This is a genomic window from Burkholderia sp. 22PA0099 (assembly GCF_047497165.1).
Lineage (GTDB): Bacteria > Pseudomonadota > Gammaproteobacteria > Burkholderiales > Burkholderiaceae > Burkholderia.
The window spans coordinates 842,722-863,006 of record NZ_CP163165.1 but is presented as its reverse complement, the minus strand read 5'-3'; the positions used below and the strand labels follow the sequence as shown (position 1 = coordinate 863,006).

Here is a 20,285-nt window from a genome sequence, read left to right as displayed (position 1 = left end):
GCAGCCGACGATACGCCGGCCGCGCGTCAGAACGGCATCCACGGGCTGTTGAAGAAACGGGTAAGCCAGCCGGGCGCGTTCGCATCCGCGAGCGAGCCCCGGCCGGAATAGCGGATACGCGCATTCGCGACACGCTGCGACGACACGCGGTTGTTCGAATCGATGTCCGGCGCGCGCACATAGCCCGACAGCCGCACGGTTTCCTCGCCCTGATTCAGCACGAGACGCTTCTCGCCGCGCACCTGCAGCAGGCCGTTCGGCATGACACGCTGCACGATCACCGTGACCGAGCCGCGCAGCGTGTTCTGCTGCGAGCTGGCGCCGGTGCCGTCGAAGCGGCGTTTCGCGCCGGCCTCCGCGTCGATCGGCAACGTCGCGCCGAACACGCTCGGCTTCGGCAGCGACACGCTGCTGGTCTTGCCGACTTGCGTGCCGCTCTTCTTGCTCGCCTGGGTCGATTCCAGCAGCTCGACCGTCAGCACGTCGCCGGCGCGGAACGCGCGGCTGTCCGAGGTCAGCGACCACCCCTGGGACGACACGAACACGCCGCCCGCCGTACCGCGATCGACCTCCCACGCGGCGTCGGGCATGTCGTCGTCCGGCCCCGGCTGCGGGCCGATGCCGATCGTCGCACAGGCGCCGCACGCGAGCGCGAGCGCGCAGACGAGCGCCGCGCGCGAACACGACGGCAGCCACGCACGCATCAGCGGGCCGCCTGTGACAGGTACTGCATCATGTTGTCCGCGGCGGACAGCACCTTCGTGTTCATTTCATAGGTGCGCTGCGCGGCGATCATCTCGACCATCTCCTCGACGGCCTGCACGTTCGATGCTTCCAGCGCGCCTTGCTTGAGCCGGCCCAGCCCGTCGATGCCCGGCTCGCCTTCGGTCGGCGGCCCGCTCGCGGTGGTTTCGGCGAACAGATTGTCGCCGAGCGCCTGCAGGCCGGCCGGATTGACGAAGTTCGCCACCTGCAACTGCCCCACCTCGGACAGCGCGGCCTCGTTCGCGGTCTGCACCGAGACCACACCGTTCTCGCCGATCGTCACGCCGATCGCCTCGGGCGGGATCGTGATCGCGGGCAGGACCGGCAGCCCTTGGGCATTCGTCAGCCGGCCTTCGTCGTTCAGTCGCAACTGGCCGGCGCGGGTATAGCCCGTCTCGCCGTTCGGCATTTCGATCTGCAGGAAGCCGTTGCCGACGATCGCGACATCGAGCTGCTGGCTGGTGGTCTGCACGTTGCCGTTGGTGAACACCTTCTGCGTGCCGACGAGGCGCGTGCCGTTGCCGATCTGTACGCCGGGGCCGGTCGCGTTATCGGAAACCTGGCTGCCCGGCAGGCGATCCTGCCGATAGAAAAGGTCCTCGAACATCGCGCGATCGCGCTTGAAGCCCACCGTGTTCACGTTCGCGAGATTGTTCGCGATGGTCTGCAGCTTCGCGTCCTGTGCCTGGATGCCGGTCTTGCTGATCCACAAAGCATGATTCATGTCGTTATCCTGACGTTATGCGCGAACCAGGCGATTGCCGGAATCGGCCATCTCGTCCGCGACCTTGAAAAGCCGCATCTGCATCTCGAACGAGCGCGTCAGCGACATGGTCTGCATCATCTCGTCGATCGCCGAAACGTTGCTGCCCTCCAGATGGCCGCCCTTCACCGTCACCTGATCGTCGGCCGGATACGATGCGCCGGAGCGCGAGATCAGCAGGCCGTTCACGTCCTTGCGCAGATCGGCCGGATCGGGATTCACGAGCTTCAGGCGGCCGACGTCCTGCACCTCGGCGGTGTCGGCGATCTTGGCGGAGATCGTGCCGTCCGCACCGATCGTCAGTTGCTCGTGCTCGGGCACCACGAGCGGGCCACCCTCGCCGAGCACGGCGCGCCCACCGACACGCAACGCGCCCTCACCGTCGAGCGTCAGGCTGCCGGCGCGCAGATAGGCCTCGCCGTCGTCGGTCGCGACCGCCAGATAGCCGGCGCCCTCGATCGCGACATCGAGCACGCGGCCGGTATCGGTAAGCCGCCCCGGCGTGTGATCGACGACCGTCTCCGGCAGATCGGCCGCGTGGCGCGAGTCGTAGCCGTAGCCGTCCACCGGCCGGGTCTGCGCGCGTGCGAGATCGGCGCGAAAGCCCGCCGTCTGCACGTTCGCGAGGTTGTTCGCCCGCACTTCGAGCGCACGCAGCGCGTTGCCCGCGCCGGTCATCGTGGTGTAGATCAGGGAATCCATGGCGTCACAGCGTCTGGATCAGCGTGCGCATCATCTCGTTCTCGGTCGACAGCACCTTCGAGTTCGCCTGGTAATCCTGTTGCGCCGACATCAGATGCACGAGCTCGGCCGTCATGTCGACATTCGATTCCTCCAGCCCGCCCACCGCGAGACGCCCGGCGGTGCCGGTGCCCGCGGCGGCGAACAGCGGCTCGCCGGTGTCCGTCGTCGCACGCCACGCCGAGCCTTCGGCCGGCACGAGCCCCTGCTCGTTCGCGAAGGTCGCCAGCGCAAGCTGCCCGGCGATCTGCTTCTGGCCGTTGGTGTATTGCACCTCGATCGAGCCGTTCTCGGTCAGCGTCACGCCGGTGAACGTGCCGGCGGCATAGCCATCCGCACGGTTCTTGGTGGTGGTCTGCGCGCCGCCGAACAGCGTCGTGCCGGTGTAGTCGACATCGAGCGACATCGCCGACGCGCCATCGGGCGTGCCGAGATCGAGCGCGACGGTGCCGCTCGGCCCGATCAGCGCGCCGTTGGTGTCGAAGCTCAGTTGCGTCGGCGCGCCGACATCGGCGCCGTCCATCGTGTAATGCACTTCCAGCTCGTTGCCCGCGCCCTTCACGAAATACTGCGTGACGCTGTGCTCGCGGCCGAGCGAATCGTGCACCGTCGCCACCGACATGTGGTTGTACGACTTCGGATCGCTCTTGTCGAAGGTCGCGACCGCCGGCGGTTCCCAGTCGGCGGACAGGTTGCCCGCGTAATCGAGCGCGCGGCTTGCCTGCGCGGGAATCGCACCGGTCGGCACCGTCAGGTCGCCGAGCTGGCCGCCACCGCCGCTGTAACCCTGCACGCGGCGCTTCATGAAGTCGACCAGATGGCCGTCCTGATCGGTGCCGAAGATGCCGGCGCGCGAGTACACGGTCGAGCCGTCGGCCTCGCGCGACACGAAGAAGCCGCGCCCCTGGATCGCGACGTCCATGCCGCGGCCGGTCGAGAGGAAATTGCCGCCGATGTCGATCGATTGCGACGTCGAACCGATCGTCACACCGCCCGGCTGCGCGTTGATGTAGCTGGACGCGAAATTCTCGCGGCCCGACTTGAAGCCGTAGGTGCCGCTGTTCGCGATGTTGTTGCTGATCTGGCCGAGCTGGCCGTTGATCGCGTTGATGCCCGAGAGCGCGATGTTGGAACTCATGAAGCGATGTCCTTTCGAGTGAACGAGGTCGGGCCGGCCAGATCGGGCCGTCCGAGAAAGCGGGTGATATCGGCGGTATCGCGCTCGCCGACGCCGGCGACGCTCAACACCACGCGGCCGTCCGCGCCGAGCCGCACGCCCTGCAACACGCCCTTCACCTCGACGCGCGGCGCCTCGCCGGTGTCGGTCGCCACACGCACGGTGTAGTGGCCCGGCGGCAGCCCATGCTCGGCCGGATCGAACGTGAAACCGACATTGCCCGCCTGCTGCGGGCCGAGCGGGATGGTGTGCTCGACGCCGTCCGCACCGCTCACGCGCAGCGAGACGTCCGCGGCCGACGACGCCAGCGTGAACGCGCCGTCGACCGGCGCGTCGGCCAGCTCGACGGAATCGGTCGCGACCATCACGTCCGAGCCCACCTGCGCGCCGAGCGTGACGACCAGCATGCTTTCCTGCATGGCGGCGTTCGCGGCGCCCAGGCTCGCGAGCGACTGCATCGCCTCGACCTGGCTCATCTGCGCGAACTGCGTGACGAACTGGCCCGGCTCCATCGGCGCGAGTGGGTCCTGGTTGCGGATCTGCGCGACGAGCAACTGCGTAAACATCTGCGACAGGCCGCCTGCATCATCGGCGGCCGGGGCGGGTGGCGCGGCGCCTTGATCACCGGCGGCGCGGCCGGCGCCATTGACGCCCCGCGTACCGCCGAGCGCGCCGGTGCCGCGCGTGAAGTCGTTCGGGATGCCGTTCATGTCAGCCCTCGCCCAGCTTCAGCAGGTCGTGCTGCATGCTCTTCACGCGGGCCAGCACCTCGGCGTTCGTCGAGAACGCGCGCGATGCGTCCATCATGTCGGTCATCTCCTCGACCGCGCTGACGTTGGTGTCGTACACCATGCCGTTCTCGTCGGCGAGCGGGTTGCCCGGCTCGTGACGCATCGGCAGCGGATCGTCGTTCGTCACGACATCGAGCACCTGCACGCGCGCGACGTCGCCGCCCTGCTCGAAGATCGACGCGAACACCGGCTTGCGCGCGCGATACGCGGTGTCCTCGGTGCCCGTCGTGCCGGCGTTCGCGAGATTGCTCGCGATGGTGTTCAGGCGCACGGTTTGCGCGGCCATCGCCGAGCCGGCGATGCGCGAAATATCCTTGAAGCCCATGGTCAGCCGTTCCCTGTGATCGCAGCGTGCAAGCCCTTCAACTTCAGGTTCAGAAACGTCAGGCTGGCCTGGAAATCCGCGCTGTTCTGCGAGAATTCCGCCTGCTCGACGCCCAGCTCGACCGTGTTGCCGTCCTGCGACGGGCTGCTCGGCATGCGATAGCGCGCCGTGTCGCCCCCGAATGCAAGCGCGGCGCCGAAGGTGGCGTCCGAGCGCTCGGCCTCGAGCGCCGCGCGAAAATCGAGATCGCGCGCCTGGTAGTGCGGCACGCTCTCGTTCGCGATGTTCGACGCGAGAATCCGCGTGCGCTCCGCCCGCACTTTCAGTGCAGCGGGATGCACGCCGAGCGCGTGGTCCAGATTGAGTCCCATCGTGTCACCCTTCCTGTTGGTAGCGCCCGCCCGCGAACGCGCGCAATGCACGCGACGCGAAGCCGGCGGCCGATCGTCAAATGCAAGCGTAAGGACTCGCCGCGCGGGCGGCGAACAATCTGAATGGTTTCTGAATGCGGCAGCACGTTCGCGAATCGCCCGCGCAGACAGGGCGACGCGCTCCCTATAATGCGAAGCATCGCCACCCCGGCACACGAGCGCATCCACACCATGACATTTCCCCGTACCGCATCGAGCTGCATGCTGGCCACGGTCATCGCGATGAGTTGCGCGATGCATGGCAGCTTCGCGGTAGCCGCAGCAGACATGGCCACGCACGGCAGCGATGCCGCCAACGCGTCGGTGCACGACGGCAGCAATAAAAACGCCAATGGCGACACCGACGTCGATACGCAGGTGCTGCGGCAGGCACGCGCGTGGCTCGACAGTTACGTGCAACGACGCGATCTGCGGCACGCCGAGGTGACCGTCGCGCTGCTGCCGAACCACCGCGCCGCGCCCGCCTGCGATCGTCCGTACGAGATCGCGGCTGCCGACGCGAGCCGGCCCGACCGGCTGCGCTTCGCGGTGCGCTGCCCCGGCCAGGCGCGCGCAACCGTCTATCAGGTGCGCGCGACGCTGCGCGCGGACGTGCTCGTCACCACCGCCGCGATCCCCGCCGGCACGCAACTGAGCGCGGCCGACGCGACGCTCGCGTCGCGCGATCTTGCCGGCGCACCCGATGCCCTGACCGACCCGGCCGCGCTCGCGGGACGCATCAGCCGCCGCGCGCTGAAGGCAGGCCAGATGATTCAGACGCGTGCGCTGAAAGGCGCGGACGCGGTGCGGCGCGGCCAGGCGGTGCGGATCGTCTCGCGCGCCGCCGGCATCGAAGTCAGCACGACCGGCACCGCGTTGCAAAACGGCGCGCAGAGCGACACGATCCGCGTTCGCAACGTGACAACGGGCAAGGTCATTGCGGCACGCATCGTCGCGCCGGATGTCGTCGAACCGGTGCGATGAGCGGGGAAGGCGAGGCGTAGATCAGCCGATCGGTGTGGTGATTCGCGCGGATCGTCGCACCGGCCGCCTCTCGCGACTTATCGGGCGATCCCGTCGATCTGACGCGCGATGCGGACCAGCTTTTCCTCGTAGGCAGGATCGGTCGCATAGCCGCCTCGGCTCAGCGCACGCGCGAACGAGCGCGCGTCATCGCCAGCGCCGACCACGCCCGCATAACGCGACGAGCCGGCCAGCATCCCCGCGTAGTCGCGGAACGCGCTCGCGTAATCCGGATACGCACGGAACCGGCCGGTGGTCTTCACGTCATGGCCGTTCACGTGTTCGGTCGTGATCGCGTCGCTCGACGCGCCCTGCCAGCCCCCCGTCGCCTTGATGCCGAACAGGTTGTGCGTAGTCGCACCGGTGGCCGTGGTCAGCGGTTTGCTGCCCCATCCGGATTCGAGCGCCGCATGGGCCGCGACCAGCCGCGGCGACGTGCCGAGCGCTTTCGCCGCATCGGCCGCGAACGGCATGATCTCGTCAAGAAACGCTTGACGCTGCGCATCCAGCGAACCCGCGAGCGCAAGCCCGGTCAGCCGGGCCTCGCCCGCGCGGATGCCGCCCGGCATCGCCGCCTCGGCCGATGCGCGATCGGCACGGCTGCGCGCGAACGCGATGGCCGCCGCTGCCACGCCGGAATCGACCTCGGACGAAGCCGACGGGCCGAAGCCGTTCGCGAGCGTGCCTTCGATGTCCCGCGTCAGTGATGAGAACACCGACGCAAAACCACTGCTTGCCTGCTCGCCCGCCGATGAAGTCGATGCCGGCGAGCCGGATGGTGCCGGCGCACCCATCGATGCGATCGACGCCATCGGCACGCTCGGCCGCGACGGTGCCATCGGCCTGGACGGCACCGTCGCGGCTGCCGGCGCGAACGCACCAAACCGGCCGCCGGCGCCCAGCGTGGACCATGAAGCGAACTCAGGCGGGTGCATAGGTGTGTCGCTCTCCGAACAGGACCCGCTGCACCGACTCGACCTGCGCGGCCAGCAGATTGCCGTTGCGCGTGGCCAGCTTCGCGCAGTGGGCGACGCGCGCTTCCAGCTCCGCGCAGTGCCGCTGCAATTCGCGCCGTTGCGCCACGGTGCCGCCATCGCCGAACACGCACGCCTGCAATCGCGCCAGGCTGCCCTGTGCCGGGCCGAGCTCGCTGGCACGCGTGCGACGGCGCGCGTCGATCTGCGCGATCTGATCGCCGATCACGGTCGCGAGCTGCGCGAGCCGGCCGCCGTCGAAGCGCAGCGCGATCGTGTGCTGCTCGTCGAGCAGCCGCGCAAGCTCGCGATACGCGCTCAGGTCCGCGGCGAGATCGGCAAGCAGGCGCGCGGCCCGTTGTGTGTCGCTCATCGCGAGCCGCCGTGAAAGCGGGAGATCACCGCCGCGAGACGCCCCGCGTCGAACGGCATCTCGCCTGCCGCGAGTGCCGCGCGGATCTGCTCGACGCGTGCGGTATCGATAGCCGGCATCGCGCGCTGCGCCGCATGCGCGGCCTTCATCAGGCCGGCATCGCGCAGCTCGTGCGCCTCGGTTCGCTGCACGCCGCCGCGCGCAGCGGGTGCGAGTGCCGGCCGCGCGTCGCGCGCCGTGGCGGCCACGTCGTCGGTCGCGGAATGCCCCGCGCTAGGTGTGATTCGCATGATTGCCCTTTGCCCCTAAGGGCTGCCTGATTACCGGAACCGCATCGTCCTCATTGAACGACCGGAACCCTGCGTCGATTAAATCGTGGGCGACTTCGCCTGCCCGTCGGCGCCGTTTGGCCCCGATTGCGGCCCCGATTGCGGCGCCGGTCGCGCCCCGGATTCCGCGCCCGATTGCAGCGCCGGCGACAGCGCCTCGGTGAATGCCCGCGCGGCCCGCGCGACCTGCGCCGCGAGCAGGCTGCGATCGGTCGTATGTTGCGACGACACCGCATCGACGCCGTCCGCGATCGGCGTGGCCGCACGCGGCGCACCGAACATTGCGGCAAGCATCCGCGCATGGGCGGGCGTGACGATCAGCAGCTCGATGCGACGATTCGAGGCATCGTGCGCATCGCGTGCAATCGGCGCCCGATCGCCCATCCCGATCACCTGCAGGATCTGTCCGGCCGGCAGCCCGCCGCGACGCAGCATCCGCTGCGCGCTCATCGCACGATCGGCGGACAGATCCCAGTTCGAGCGCGAGGCCGCGTCGGTGCCGCGATACGGCACCGCGTCGGTATGGCCGATCACGAGCAGCGGATTGCCGACCGTGCGAAACAGCCCGGCGATATCGGTCAGCAGCCGGTCGAACGGCGCCGCGACGCGCGCGCTGCCGCGCTCGAACAGGCCTCGCTCGTCGGTGTCGTGCAGCATCACGCGCAAGCCGAACGGCGTGATCACCGTGCCGATGTGCGGCTCCAGATGCGCGGCGCGGCCGAGCGCGTCGATCCGCTGCGCAAGTTCGAGCAGCTCGTCGTTGGTTGCCGCAAGCGCCGCGGCATCGGCACCGGAACCTGCATCGCCCGCGGTCTGAAACCCGTGCGACGCGGCTTTCGGGGTTGGCGTATCGAGTTCGATCGCGCGGTCGAGCGATGCGCTCGCGCCGTCGAAGAAGCGCACCGACCCCGGGCTCTCGATACTCTTCTCGATCTGGTCGAGCTTCGCGCGCGTCGATTCCTCGTCGCGTGCGCCGAGCACCCACATCACCAGGAACAGGCACATCAGCGCGAGACAGAAATCCGCGAACGCAACCTTCCAGGTGCCGCCATGATCGTCGTCGTGATTCGCACGCACGACACGTTTGACGATCGTGTCGTGACGGTCGCCGCCACGGCGCCGGCCTTCGTCGCGCACGCCGCTCATGTCGTCGCCTCGATCTCGTTGATCCATTCCTCGAGCTGCGCGAAGCTGGGCTTGTTGGTCAACTGCACGAGCCGGCGGCCGGCGTCGATCGCAAGCAGCGGCGGCTTGCCGCCCGCATACGCGACGAGCGCGACCTTCACGCATTCCATGTCGGAAATCTCGGCGGTCACGATCTGCTTGATCATGTTGGCGAGCGGATCGAGCACGCCGTAGCAGAAGAAGATGCCGATGAACGTGCCGACCATCGCGGCGCCCACCTTCTCGGCGATCTCGCCGGCGGTGGCGCCTGCGCTCACGCTGTTCATCGCGATCACGATGCCGAGCACCGCCGCGACGATCCCGAAGCCCGGCATCGCATCGGAGATCTTCTTCATCGAGCGCGACGGCTGTTCGAGATCGTTCTCCACCGCTTCGAGCTCCTGTTCGAGCACGCCTTCCAGCTCGTGCGCACTGATCTTGCCCATCGCCATGATCCGGAAGTTGTCGACGATGAACGCCAGCAGCTTCGGCTCCGCGAGCACCATCGGATAACGCTGGAACAACGGGCTGTCCTGCGGCGCCTCGACGTGCTCGTCGAGCGCCTTCAGATCGCGGCCGACCAGCAGCAATTCATACATCAGGCACAGCAACTGGCGCTGGAACGCCTTGCCCGCCGTGCGCTTGCGCAGCGTGACCATCTTGCGAAGCTGGATCAGCATTTCCGTGAGCACGTGGCGCGGGTTGCCGAGCACCAGCGCGCCCACCGCCGCACCGACGATGACCAGCAGTTCGACCGGCTGCCAGAGCTTGGCGAACTCGCCGCCCATGAGCGTGAAGCCGCCAAAAACGCAGGCCAGCACGATGAGAATGCCGCCTATCTGTTGCATGATCCGTTCCTTGTCAGTCGCGCCGCATCAGCGCGGCATCAGATGGGCGCGCATCTTTCGCAATGCCGCCTTGTTGATCTGGCAGACGCGCGCCGCCGTGAGATCGAGCACCGCGGCGATTTCCGCGAGCCCGAGCTCGAATGCGTAGTGAAGTTGAACCACGCGCTGCTCGCGCGGATCGAGTGCAAGCAGCGCGTGAGTCAGGTCGATCCGGTTCTGCACCTGCGTTTCGGCGCCGTCGTGCGCGAACGTGTCGCCCTGCTGCTCGAACAGTTCGTCGAAGCTCAGGAACGCGTCCGCGCAATCGTCGCGCTGCCAGCGCGCGATGGTGTCCGCGTCGGCGTCGAGCGCCTCGCCAAGCTCCGCTTCCGACGGGTCGCGACCCAGCGACGCCCGCAATTCGCGCTCGGCGGCACGCAACCGGTGCGCACCCTGGCGCGCGCCGCGCGGCCGCCAGTCCTGGCGCCGCAGCTCGTCGAGCATCGCGCCGCGCACGCGCACGGCCGCGAAGTGCTCGAAATCGCCGTCGGGCTCGCCGTAGCGCCGCAGCGCTTCGAGCAGACCGATCAAGCCGAGCTGTTCGAGATCCGCGCGCTCCATCGTGCCGCCGGCATGCAGGCTCAGCCGGCGCGCGATGCGCGTGACGAGCGGCGTGTAACGCAGCAGCCAGCGCTGCTCGTCGTCGCGTTGCTGGAGTGAATCCGCGCGCTGCACGCTCCGGTATTCGAGGATGGTCGACACGTTCATGGCCGGTGCTCAGTCGACCATCATCTTGCTGATCAGCACGTCCGCGAACGGCAGCGCCTCGGTCGTGCCGTAGGCCGCCAGGTAGCCGGCCTTCAGCTTTGCGGCGAGCGTGTCGACCGGCATCTGCCGCACCTGGTCGACGTCGTAGCCGGCGAGCGTGCGGTACGCGAGCGCACGTAGCATCGGCTGTTGCTCGCGCAGCCGCTTTTCCTGCTTGGTATCGGCCGCGCCGAACACCAGATCGAGTGACAGGTAATGCGGATGCGCGGCCGGCACGCGATCGCGCAGCATCACGATCAGCCGTTCCAGCGTCACGTAGTGCGGCCGGATCGTCGCGGCGGGGGCCGCGGCCTTGCTGACCGCCGCAGTGCCCGGCGCCTTCGCACGCGACGCACCGGGCGACCAGATGCCGCCGAGCACGGCCGTCGCCACGCCCGCTGCGATGGCCGCGACGAGCACGATCGCGATCACAATCAGTTTCCGTTTCATTCCGGTGACTCCTCGTGCATCGCTCAGCGCGATGCGAATTCGAATGCGTGGGCGGCATCGGCCTCGCCAAGCGCCCTGCCTGGCCGGCGTGTGTCGCGCTGCTGCGGATCGCGGCCTTCGCCCGGGCCGCCAGAGCCGGCGCCCGGCTCACGACCGGTGCCGCGATGCGGCGCGACCTGCACGCTGACCTCGGTGTACTGACGGCTCGCGAGGTCCTGCCGCAGGCTTTCGGACATCGTCTGCAACTGTCGCGCGACATCCGCGTGGCTCGCGGACAACTGCACGCTGACCGCGCCCGCCTCGTGACGCAGATCGATCACCACGCTGCCGGCCAGATGCGGATCGAGCCGGATCACCGCGCGCTGTACGCCCTGCGCGGCCTGCATATGGATGCGATCGCCGAGCGCGCTCAGCAGCGCGCGCTCGGACGCGTCCGGCGACGCGGCATCGGCTTTCGCAACGAATGCCGCCGTCGACGCGGAGGCTGCGATAGGCGCGTTCGTAACGGGCGCGGCGATGACACCCGCCGGTGTGGCGGGTTGCGTCGGCGACACGTCGACGGTGCCCGTCGGCAGGCGCGGCGCAGCATCCGACGGTGCATCGCCCGCAATGGCCGCAGGCTGCCGGCGCACGGCGAACGACGCGGGCTCGGCCGGCAGTTGGCTGGCGAGCGCGCTCGGCGCCGCCGGTGCGAACGCGGCCGGCAACGCCGTCTCGGCCGACATGACAGATTGCGCGGGCCGCAGCGGTGACACGGCGGGCGCGGCGGGTGCGGCTTGCAGCGCGGCATCGGCCATCCCTTGCCCTGCACGCGAGCGCAAAGCCGACGACGCGCGCCCCATGACGTCGGCCTGCGCGTCCACCATCCGATGCACGACATCCGCGAGCGACACCGGCGCGCGACCTGCCGGCGAGGGCGCGATCACATCGGGGTCGGCCATCGCGGCCATCGCGGCCGGCTCGCCGCCGGCAGCCGATCCCGCGTCGAGCGCCATCGCAAGCGCCGGCGCGATGCCGGCAAACGCGGCGCCGATCGACGGCATCGGCAACCCTGCGCGATCCGCGACGTCAGCAGCCGCATCTCCCGGCAGGTCGGCAAGGTCGCCATCCTGCGCAACGTCATGCGCGTCGAGCGCTGTGTCGGCCGGCACATCGGCAGCGTCGATCGACTCGCGGCCCGGCGCGCGGAACGCCACGCGAGCGCTCGCGAGCGCCGCACCATCGCAGGTGCGTGCCGGCGTCGGCGACGACGCCTGCGCCACGCGCGAACCCGGCTTCGACGCCGACGTGCCGCACCCCGCCACGCCATCGCCGCGCATCGCACCCGGCATCGCATTCAGCGCGATCATGACCGCGCCACCCGCTCGCCGCTGTCGTTGCCGACGCCGCCGTGTGCATACGCGTGCCACCCGGCGCGGCGCATGCCGAGCGCGGCGAGGTCGTGCGCGAGCCGCGCCGATTCGATGTCGAGCATGTCGATCGCGTCGCGGTGCGCGATGCGCAACAGCGCAACCGCGCGGTGTTCGGTCACGTTCACGCGCGAGCGCGAAGCCATGCCGCTCGCGACATCGCGCGCCTGCCGATCGAGTATCGTCAGCGCGGCAATGTCACAACGCTCGGTCGCGGCGCGCACGCGCGCGGCGAGTTCCAGCAGATTTCGGGTGTCGTCCATGGTGTTATCCATAATGTCGGTCGACGCCGGCCCACGCGTCGCGCAAGGTGGTGACGAGCACGCTGACTTCGTCGACGAGCGCCGTGTTCAGCGTCAGGCCGGCTTCGTTCAGCCGCCACGAGCAGAATTCATAGAGCCGCGCGAGATCGCGCACGACGTCGCTGCCGGAGTCGAAATCGAGCGCGCTCGTCAGGCCGTTGAGCATGCCGATGCATTTGGCGATGCCGGCGCCCTTCGCCTCGAAGCGGCGCCCTTCGATATGGCCGCGCACGCGCGCCATTTCGTCGAGCAGGCCGTCCATCAGCACGATCACGAGTTGCACCGGCGAAGCGCTCGCCGTGCGCGCGTCCAGATCCGCCGTGTGATAACCACCGTAGCCGATCGCGCTCATCACGATTTGCCCCCGCTGAACGACGGCAGGCTTTCGAGGATCGCCAGCGTGTTCTTCATGTTGGTCTGCAACGTTTCGACGCGCGTGAACTGCGCGAGATAGCGGTTGTAGACACGAATGTATTGATCCTCGAGCGACACCGCCTTCTTGCTCAACGATTTCTCAATCTCCTGCATCGACGTCTGGCGGCTGTGGATATGGCCATCGGTGGCCGAGGTCCAGGTCTTCAGGTAATCGTCCATGCGCCGCGCGAGGCCGTCGGTATCGTCCGAGAACAGCGCATCGAGCCCCTGCGGCTGCTTCGCGAGCATCGCATCGAGCTGCTTGCGATCGAGCGACAGCGTGCCGTTGCGATCCGCCGAGATGCCGTAGTCGAGCAGGCGCACACCGTCGACATCGCCGCGCAGCAGGGCATTCATCCGCTGCTGCAACGCGCGCACGCCGGCATCGCCCGCGAACGGCCCTGCCTCGCCCGTCTCGCCGCCGTTCTTCGACAGCGCCGAGATCTCGCTCATCAGCGCGTTATAGGCGTCGACGAACGCCTGCACGTTCTCGGCGGTGCCGTCGGCATCGGCCTTGATCTCGAGCCCGAGCGGTGCTTCGCCGTCGCGCATCGCACGGGTGAACGTGACGCTCACGCCCTCGATGCCGGTGAAGGTGTTCGATGCCTGCTGCACGCGCGTGCCGCTGGCCTTGCCGCCGTACCAGATGATCGCGTCGCGCGCGGCGGCGAGTTCGGACGGCGCGTTCAGCGACGCCGCCAGCCCGGCGTCGCCGAGCCCCGACGTATCGAGCGTGATGCGCCCCCCGGCACCAGTCTGGCCGGCGTTCAGCACCAGCTGCTGCGTGCCGTTCAGGGTGAGAATCGACGCGCTGACCCGGCCGTCGTTGCCGGCCGCGGTATTGATCGCGCGGGCGATCTCGGCGGGGCTGAGGTTGCCGGACGCGTCGGCCTTCGCGGCGGACAGATCCACATCGAACGTCGTGCCGTCGGCGAGCGACACGCCGAGCGTGCCGGCACCCGCCGCCGCGACCGGCTGCATGCCGGCGAACGCCACCTGATGTGCCGACGCCAGTTGCTCGACGAAGAACGCGTGCGACCCCGGCCGCGCGCCGGCCGCGACCGACACGCTGCCGGCCGCCGAATCCGACAGCGCCGCCGCGTGCTTCTGCATCCCGGCGGTGCCGGCCAGGCCTTTCATCGCGCCCTGGAACGTCGTCAGGGCCGTCTGCAGCTTGGTCAGCGCGGCGCGGGTGGCCGCGTTGCGCGCCTGCTGGTTCTTCAGACGGCTCGTCGCATGCGACATCGTGATGTCGGCGAGACTCTTGGCCGTATCGATGGGATTTCCGAGATCGAGCATGAGGCTTCCTGTCAGGAAAAAGGAGTGGATGTGACGTGCCGGCGCAGTGCCGCCTGCGTGGCGAGCTGGTCCTGCTGCTTCTGTTGCTTGCGCTGCGCGTCTTCGCGCAGCGCCGCGCGCTTGGACGCCAGCACGTGCGTCAGCCGACGGTGTTTCAGCAGCGCACCGGTCAGCGCGGCGCGGTGCGCGTCGAGCGTGGCTTCGTGACGCATGAGGTCGTCGGCATGGGCGTGGACCATCGTGATCAGTTGCATCCGGTAGTTCGCGCCGTTGAGCGCGAGCGCCGCGTGCGCCGCGCCGAGGCCGGCGTGCCCGCTCGCCGCGGCGTCGGCGAGCAGGTGCTCCATGCTCGCCAGGTTGCGCCGGTACCGCTCGCGCAGCGCTTCCTGGTCGGCCAGCTCGCGGCGCAGGCGCTCGACCTCGCGATCGCGCAGCGCGACGAGCCGCGCGAGGCTGGCGACGGTGCGTCCGGTGCTCATGCGACGAGCGCCGCGAGCCGCGCCAGCGTGTCGGCATGGGTGCCGCGCTCGTCGGGACGCTGCCGCAGGAAATCGGCGATCCGCGGATAACGCTCGACCGCGCGGTCGGTCAGCGGATCGGCACCCGCGACGTAGCCGCCGAGCGGGATCAGGTCGCGGATCTGCGCATAGCGCGAGAGCATCGCGCTCACGTCGCGCGCGGCGTCGCGCTGCGCGTCGCAGGCGACCAGCGACATGCAGCGGCTGACCGAACGCGTGACGTCGATCGCCGGAAAATGCCCGTCGGTCGCGAGATCGCGCGACAGCATGATGTGGCCGTCGAGAATCGCGCGCGCGGTATCGACGACCGGGTCCTGCTCGTCGTCGCCTTCCGCGAGCACCGTGTAGATCGCGCTCATCGTGCCGGCGCCCTCACCGTTGCCGGCCGTCTCGACCAGTTGCGGCAGCAGGCCGAACACCGACGGCGGATAGCCGCGCGTGGCCGGCGGCTCGCCGAGCGCCAGCGCCATCTCGCGCTGGGCCATCGCATAGCGGGTGAGCGAATCGACCAGCAGCAGCACGTGCTGCCCCGCGTCGCGGAAATGCGCGGCGATCGCGTGGCACAGCTCGGTCGCGGCCATCCGCATCGCCGCCGATTCGTCGGCGGGCGCGACCACCACGATCGCCTTCTTCAGGCCGTCGGGGCCGAGCGCGTGCTCGACGAACTCGCGCACCTCGCGGCCCCGCTCGCCGATCAGGCCGACCACCACGACATCCGCCGCGGTGTGCCGGGTGATCATGCCGAGCAGCACGCTCTTGCCGACGCCGCTGCCCGCGAACAGCCCGACGCGCTGGCCGCGCCCGAGCGTCAGCAGCGCATCGATCGCGCGCACGCCGACATCCAGGACGCCCGCCACCGGGCGCTTGCGCATCGGGTTCACACGCGGCGCGCTGGGCGGCAGCATGGCGTCGCCGGTCAGCGCGCCGAGGCCGTCGAGCGGCTCGCCCACGCCGTCGATCACCCGACCGCACCATGCGGGGCCGATCGCCAGCGTGCGTTCCTCGGCGTCCGCGATCACCCGGGCGCCGGCAACGAGGCCGCTCGCGCGGCGAAACGGCATCAGATACGACGTGTTCTCGCGAAAGCCGACCACCCGCGCGTCGAGCCAGCCGCCGCCGGTGGTTTCGATCCGCGCGCGCCGGCCGGTCTCGAACGCGTAGCCGGTAGCTTCGAGCATCATCCCGGACACGGCGCTCAGGCGGCCGACCGGCCGGGCGACCGGAATGTCGCCGAGCGTGAACGGGGCGAAGGGCGCAGAGGGCGTGCGGGTCATGGGCGATCCGGATCGGGGGCGATGGCGGGGTGGGGGCCGGGCGCCGCGCGATCGGCTGCGTGCACGGTTGCATGTGCCCCTTGGGCGCCGGGTTGCGCTGGCGGCTTCGGCGTTGGCTCGGGGCTCCGCGCGAGATTCGATTCCGGCGTTGGGGCGGCTGTCGGCTCCGGGGTCGGCTCCGGCACCGGCGTGCTCGACGGCGTCGCCGATGTGGCGGCCACGGACGGCGGCGCCGTCGTGAATGCGTCAGCCACCGGCATCTCCACCTTCGTCGCCATCGCCATCTCCGGCGCGGCCAGATGCGCACCGATCCGCTCGATACAGGCCGCGAGGCGCTGCGCGCAGCCCGCGTCGAGTTCCTGGCCGCCCGCGCTGACGCGGCACTCGCCCCCATCGAGCGACGGATCGGGCGTCAACGTCCAGCGTGCCGCGTGCTCGGGCAACACCGCGACGATGCGGCGGTATTCGTCCGGATTCAGCCGCACGGCGACCGCTTCCGGCACCTGCGGCAGCAACGTCAGCGCCTCGTCGACGCAGGCGAGCAGACGCTCGGGGCGCACCTCCAGTTCACCGCGAATCACCTGCCGCGCCGCCTGTTCGACCAGTTGCGCGATCTGCTCGCGCACCGCCGCCCGCGACGCATGCTGCGCCTCCGTGAAGCCCGCCACGAGTGACGCGAGCGGCTGCGCGAGCGCATCCAGCGCGTCGCGTGCCGCCCGCTGCGCGGCAGCCGCGCCGGCCTGCTCGCCTTCGGCGTAGCCGGCCTCGCGACCTTCGGCAAACCCCGCGCGGCGCGCGGCATCGAGCGCCTCGGCGGCAACCCGCGCGTCCGGTTCACCGGCCTCGCACGCGCGACCCGGCATGCCGCCGAGCGGCGCGCTCCCGGTATCGCTCGAGCCGCCCGACGGTTCGGCCCGGCGCGCAAGCGACGGAAACACATGACGGCGATAACGCTGCATCACGCGGCATCCTCGGCGACGAGTTGCAACTCGATATCGCCGTCGTCCGAGAGTTCCTTCACGCGAGCCATGATGTCGCGACGTGCCTGCGCGACGCGGCTGGCCGGCACCGGGCCGGTGCGCTTGAGCATCTCCTCGAAGGCCTGCACCGAACGGCGCGGCATCGAGTGCAGCAGCGCATCGAGCAAACTCTGCTCGGCGCCGCGCAACGCGACGCCCCACGGTTCGAGCCCGATTGCCTCGAGGATCGCGGCGATGGTCGCGTCGCTCTGGCGCGCGAGGATCGAGAAGTCGTAGATCCGCGCCTCGACCTCGGCCACCAGCGCCGGATCGTGCGCGCGCAGCAGTTCGATCAGTTGCGCGCGATCGCCCGGCAAGCGGTTGATGATCTCGGCCGCCTGCCGCGTGCCTTCAACGGCGGTGCTTTGCGTATCCAGATTCGCGATGCACGCATCGACGACCGATTCCAGATCGCGCAGCACCTCGAAGTCGATCTCCTTGAGCCGGCCGATATGCAGCAGCACGGTTTCGCGCGCGTCGGCGGGCAGCGCATGAATCACCTGGCTCGCCTGCTCGGGCGGCAGGAACGCGAGAAACATCGCCTGCATCCGCTCGTGCTCGCGGCCGAGACGATCGGCGAGCCATTGCGGCTGCGCCCACTGGAGCCGCGCGATCTTCGGGCCGATCACGTCCCCGTAGATGCGGTTCAGCACGCTGCTCGACACCACTTCGCCGAGCGCCATGTCGAGCGAGCGCTGCAGGAACGAGCGCGACGCGCCGCGCACGCTGCTCTGCGCGCGAAACGCGTCGAAGAAGCGGTGGATCGTCTGCTGCACGGCCTCGACCTTCACGCCGTTCATGCGCGACATCACGAGCGTCACGCCGAGCAGTTCCTCGCGCGACAGGCAGCGCAGCACGCCGGCAGCCGCTTCCTCACCCATGCTGAGGAGGATCACCGCCGCGCGCTCGACCGGCGACAGCGGGGTCGGGCTGGCCGCCGACACGGCGGGCACGGCAAGCGCACCGGTAGCATCGGTCGCTGCCGCGCCGCGGGAGGCGTCCACCAGGTTCGTGCCGGCAGCCGGCGCTTTATTCCGCTTGGTCATGGTTCCTGATCCACGGTTTGATCACTTCGGCGACGCGCTCCGGGTCCTGGCCCGACAGCAGGCGCAGATGGTCGATCAGTACGTCGACGTCGGAGCCGGCGGGCGGCAGGTCGGGATGCGCGGCGAGCAGCGGCATCGGCGCGCCGCCTGCCGTCGCCGGCCGGCCACGGTCGAGCAGGCCGGGGGCGGGCGGCGGATTCGCAGTGCCGTCACCATCGCCCGGGCGATCGTCGCGACGGCCGTTGTCGGCCCACTGGCGGGCCAGCTTCAGCAGCGGGCGGAACACGAAGAGGAACGCCAGCAGCGCGCCGAGCGCATACGCGGCCCAGGTGCCGGCCGAGACGAGGGTGTCCGGCTCCTTCCACCACGGCACCTCGGGCGCCCGCGGCACGGCGCGGAAATCGAGCGCGGACACCACAAGGCTGTCCGAGCGCTGCGCATCGATGCCGAGGCCGTTGCGCAGCAGGCGTTCGATGTTCGCGATCTGTTCGGGGCTCCACGTTTTCGCGCCACCCGGCGCGGCCGCGTTGTTCAGCACCACGGCGACGTTGAGCTTCTTCAGCCGGCTCGGGCTGCGGCGGATCTGCACGACATTGCGGTCGTAGGCGTACTGACGCGTCTTCGCGTTTCTCGCGGAACGCGGCGCGTCCTGCGCGGCGCTTGCGGCCGACGGCGGCGCCGGGCGATTCGACAGCGACCCCGGCACGCCGAGCGCGCTGCGGCCGGTGTCGCTTTCCTCGCGCACCGCCTCCTGCGTGACCTTCGGCGCCTCGCCGTACTGCTCGCGGGTTTCCTCCACGCGATCGTTGTCCACCTCGGGCGTGACGCTCGCGCGGAAGTTGTTCTCGCCGAGCGTCGGCAGCAGGAGTTCGCGGATGCTGCGCAGCGTGTCGTCGCGCACCCGGTTGCCGACCTCGTTGTCGAGCGCCGTGCCGCCGAGCGACGGGTCGATCCGCGCCGACAGGTAATCGCCGCGCTGATCGACCACCGCGACGTGCGCGGGATCGAGATTCGCGACGCTGCCGGCGACCAGTGCGACGATCGCCGAAATCTGTTCCTTCGTGAGCGTGCGGCCGGGCTTGAGCGTCAGCATCACCGACGCGGTGCTCTTGTCGCCGTCGCCCAGAATGAACGACGACGATTTCGCGATCGACAGGTGCACACGAGCGGCGGCCACCGGATCGAGCGTCGTGATGCTCTGCGTGAGTTCGCCCTCCAGACCGCGGCGAAAGCGGACGTCCTGCACGAACTGGCTGACGCCGAGCGGATCGTTGCGGTCGACCTGTTCGAGGCCGGCCGGCGAACGGGCGACGACGCCTTTGGCGGCAAGCAGCATGCGCGCCGCGCCGAGCTGATCCTCTTCCACCATGACCTGGCCCGTGGTCGGGTGAATGCGGTAGCGGATCGCGTCGGTGTCGAGCGCCGCGATCATGTCGGCCACGGGGATCGATTCCTGCGCGCCGAACAGCGGCCGGAAGCGCGCGTCGCGGTGCTGCATCACCATCATCGCGAGCGCGCTGAGGCAGATCGCGAGGATCACGAGCGGCGTCAGCTTCGTCAGCGAGGCGACCGACGGCCAGCGCACGCGGCCGACCGGCAGCACGCGCGACAGGAGGGACTTGAGGGTATCTAGCACGGGCCGGTCCGCCGTCAGACCGGCATTTTGATGATGTCGTCGAACGCATTCATCATCTTGTTGCGGACCTGGATCATCATCGAGAACGACAGGCTGGCCTGCTGGCTGGTCAGCATCGCGCCGACCAGATCGTCGCTGTCGCCGGCATCGACGGCGGCGAGCCGTTCATCGGCCGCCTGCTGCTGGCCGTCGACGTGCGTGACTGCATCCTTGATGGCGGACGCGAAGCCGGCCCCCGTGCCGTCGGCGGATGCGCCGTTCGCGGCAATGTCGAGCGGCTCGGGCGCGAGGGCTCGGGGCGCGCGGATCGCGTCGAGCATCGGGCTCGTCAGGTCGGCGTTCATGCAGGGTCCCCCTGGGGATGTGGTCGTCAGGGGGGCGATTGTGTCGAGCGGCAGGCGGCGCCGCGAGAAATCTCAATAGAAGCTAAAGGGGGACGCCGGCTGAAT

At 69.6% G+C, this 20,285-nt stretch carries 25 protein-coding genes; 1 reads left to right on the top strand and 24 read right to left on the bottom strand.

Annotated features, from left to right (window positions below):
• Window positions 1-26: 26 nt before the first annotated feature.
• From flgH to flgB, 7 genes are read right to left on the bottom strand one after another with little or no spacing between them, the layout of a single operon-like run.
• A complete protein-coding gene (gene flgH, locus AB4851_RS19140; protein ID WP_414451072.1) occupies window positions 27-704 on the bottom strand; it encodes a flagellar basal body L-ring protein FlgH in 678 nt (225 codons plus the stop codon).
• Window positions 704-1,489 carry a flagellar basal-body rod protein FlgG gene (flgG, locus tag AB4851_RS19135; protein ID WP_414451071.1) on the bottom strand — a complete coding sequence of 262 codons (786 nt, stop codon included), beginning with the start codon at window positions 1,487-1,489 and terminating at the stop codon, window positions 704-706. Before flgG ends, flgH begins: the two co-directional genes overlap by 1 nt.
• 15 nt (window positions 1,490-1,504) lie before the next feature.
• Entirely contained in the window at window positions 1,505-2,230 is a 726-nt protein-coding gene (locus AB4851_RS19130; RefSeq protein WP_414451070.1) for a flagellar basal body rod protein FlgF, read from the bottom strand.
• Between the two features lie 4 nt (window positions 2,231-2,234).
• Window positions 2,235-3,407, bottom strand: coding sequence for a flagellar hook-basal body complex protein (locus tag AB4851_RS19125; RefSeq protein WP_414451069.1), 1,173 nt, complete (start codon window positions 3,405-3,407; stop codon window positions 2,235-2,237).
• On the bottom strand, window positions 3,404-4,156 hold the full coding sequence (locus tag AB4851_RS19120; RefSeq protein WP_414451068.1) for a flagellar hook capping FlgD N-terminal domain-containing protein: 753 nt from the start codon (window positions 4,154-4,156) through the stop codon (window positions 3,404-3,406). Before AB4851_RS19120 ends, AB4851_RS19125 begins: the two co-directional genes overlap by 4 nt.
• Window position 4,157: 1 nt before the next feature.
• Window positions 4,158-4,562 (bottom strand): flagellar basal body rod protein FlgC, encoded by a 405-nt coding sequence (gene flgC, locus AB4851_RS19115; protein WP_414451067.1) that lies wholly within the window; start codon window positions 4,560-4,562, stop codon window positions 4,158-4,160.
• 2 nt (window positions 4,563-4,564) lie between these two features.
• On the bottom strand, window positions 4,565-4,933 hold the full coding sequence (gene flgB, locus AB4851_RS19110) for a flagellar basal body rod protein FlgB (protein WP_414451066.1): 369 nt from the start codon (window positions 4,931-4,933) through the stop codon (window positions 4,565-4,567).
• A gap of 123 nt (window positions 4,934-5,056) precedes the next feature.
• Here flgB and flgA point away from each other — a divergent pair, with 123 nt between their 5' ends.
• Window positions 5,057-5,956: a flagellar basal body P-ring formation chaperone FlgA gene (flgA, locus tag AB4851_RS19105; protein ID WP_414451065.1), complete on the top strand. Its 900-nt coding sequence runs from the start codon at window positions 5,057-5,059 to the stop codon at window positions 5,954-5,956.
• A 77-nt stretch (window positions 5,957-6,033) separates the two neighbouring features.
• Here the strand turns inward: flgA and AB4851_RS19100 are convergent, their stop codons facing one another.
• The 17 genes from AB4851_RS19100 to fliE form a co-directional block, all read right to left on the bottom strand.
• Window positions 6,034-6,711 carry a glycoside hydrolase family 73 protein gene (locus tag AB4851_RS19100; protein ID WP_414451889.1) on the bottom strand — a complete coding sequence of 226 codons (678 nt, stop codon included), beginning with the start codon at window positions 6,709-6,711 and terminating at the stop codon, window positions 6,034-6,036.
• Between the two features lie 205 nt (window positions 6,712-6,916).
• Window positions 6,917-7,342 (bottom strand): flagellar export chaperone FlgN, encoded by a 426-nt coding sequence (flgN, locus tag AB4851_RS19095; RefSeq protein ID WP_414451064.1) that lies wholly within the window; start codon window positions 7,340-7,342, stop codon window positions 6,917-6,919.
• Window positions 7,339-7,632 carry a flagellar biosynthesis anti-sigma factor FlgM gene (gene flgM, locus AB4851_RS19090; protein ID WP_414451063.1) on the bottom strand — a complete coding sequence of 98 codons (294 nt, stop codon included), beginning with the start codon at window positions 7,630-7,632 and terminating at the stop codon, window positions 7,339-7,341. Before flgM ends, flgN begins: the two co-directional genes overlap by 4 nt.
• A 78-nt stretch (window positions 7,633-7,710) precedes the next feature.
• Window positions 7,711-8,844: an OmpA family protein gene (locus AB4851_RS19085; protein ID WP_414451062.1), complete on the bottom strand. Its 1,134-nt coding sequence runs from the start codon at window positions 8,842-8,844 to the stop codon at window positions 7,711-7,713.
• Complete coding sequence (motA, locus tag AB4851_RS19080; RefSeq protein WP_414451061.1) at window positions 8,814-9,683, bottom strand: flagellar motor stator protein MotA; 870 nt, start codon at window positions 9,681-9,683, stop codon at window positions 8,814-8,816. The genes AB4851_RS19085 and motA overlap by 31 nt, the downstream gene beginning before the upstream one ends.
• Before the next feature lie 27 nt (window positions 9,684-9,710).
• Window positions 9,711-10,430, bottom strand: coding sequence for a FliA/WhiG family RNA polymerase sigma factor (locus tag AB4851_RS19075; protein WP_414451060.1), 720 nt, complete (start codon window positions 10,428-10,430; stop codon window positions 9,711-9,713).
• 9 nt (window positions 10,431-10,439) lie between these two features.
• Window positions 10,440-10,919 carry a flagellar basal body-associated FliL family protein gene (locus AB4851_RS19070; RefSeq protein ID WP_414451059.1) on the bottom strand — a complete coding sequence of 160 codons (480 nt, stop codon included), beginning with the start codon at window positions 10,917-10,919 and terminating at the stop codon, window positions 10,440-10,442.
• A 23-nt stretch (window positions 10,920-10,942) separates the two neighbouring features.
• Window positions 10,943-12,268, bottom strand: a complete 1,326-nt coding sequence (locus AB4851_RS19065; protein ID WP_414451058.1) for a flagellar hook-length control protein FliK — start codon at window positions 12,266-12,268, stop codon at window positions 10,943-10,945.
• Window positions 12,265-12,591 (bottom strand): hypothetical protein, encoded by a 327-nt coding sequence (locus AB4851_RS19060; protein WP_414451057.1) that lies wholly within the window; start codon window positions 12,589-12,591, stop codon window positions 12,265-12,267. The genes AB4851_RS19065 and AB4851_RS19060 overlap by 4 nt, the downstream gene beginning before the upstream one ends.
• A gap of 4 nt (window positions 12,592-12,595) precedes the next feature.
• Window positions 12,596-12,982 carry a flagellar export chaperone FliS gene (gene fliS / locus AB4851_RS19055; protein WP_414451056.1) on the bottom strand — a complete coding sequence of 129 codons (387 nt, stop codon included), beginning with the start codon at window positions 12,980-12,982 and terminating at the stop codon, window positions 12,596-12,598.
• Window positions 12,982-14,343: a flagellar filament capping protein FliD gene (gene fliD / locus AB4851_RS19050; RefSeq protein WP_414451055.1), complete on the bottom strand. Its 1,362-nt coding sequence runs from the start codon at window positions 14,341-14,343 to the stop codon at window positions 12,982-12,984. Before fliD ends, fliS begins: the two co-directional genes overlap by 1 nt.
• An 11-nt stretch (window positions 14,344-14,354) precedes the next feature.
• The gene (locus AB4851_RS19045; RefSeq protein ID WP_414451054.1) at window positions 14,355-14,822 is read right to left on the bottom strand and encodes a hypothetical protein; all 468 of its coding nucleotides are present in this window, start codon (window positions 14,820-14,822) and stop codon (window positions 14,355-14,357) included.
• On the bottom strand, window positions 14,819-16,135 hold the full coding sequence (locus tag AB4851_RS19040; protein ID WP_414451053.1) for a FliI/YscN family ATPase: 1,317 nt from the start codon (window positions 16,133-16,135) through the stop codon (window positions 14,819-14,821). The genes AB4851_RS19045 and AB4851_RS19040 overlap by 4 nt, the downstream gene beginning before the upstream one ends.
• Window positions 16,132-17,094: a FliH/SctL family protein gene (locus tag AB4851_RS19035; protein WP_414451052.1), complete on the bottom strand. Its 963-nt coding sequence runs from the start codon at window positions 17,092-17,094 to the stop codon at window positions 16,132-16,134. The genes AB4851_RS19040 and AB4851_RS19035 overlap by 4 nt, the downstream gene beginning before the upstream one ends.
• Window positions 17,094-18,200, bottom strand: coding sequence for a FliG C-terminal domain-containing protein (locus AB4851_RS19030; protein ID WP_414451051.1), 1,107 nt, complete (start codon window positions 18,198-18,200; stop codon window positions 17,094-17,096). The genes AB4851_RS19035 and AB4851_RS19030 overlap by 1 nt, the downstream gene beginning before the upstream one ends.
• Entirely contained in the window at window positions 18,184-19,836 is a 1,653-nt protein-coding gene (gene fliF, locus AB4851_RS19025) for a flagellar basal-body MS-ring/collar protein FliF (RefSeq protein ID WP_414451050.1), read from the bottom strand. Before fliF ends, AB4851_RS19030 begins: the two co-directional genes overlap by 17 nt.
• A gap of 14 nt (window positions 19,837-19,850) precedes the next feature.
• Window positions 19,851-20,180 (bottom strand): flagellar hook-basal body complex protein FliE, encoded by a 330-nt coding sequence (gene fliE, locus AB4851_RS19020; RefSeq protein WP_414451049.1) that lies wholly within the window; start codon window positions 20,178-20,180, stop codon window positions 19,851-19,853.
• Window positions 20,181-20,285 lie beyond the last annotated feature (105 nt).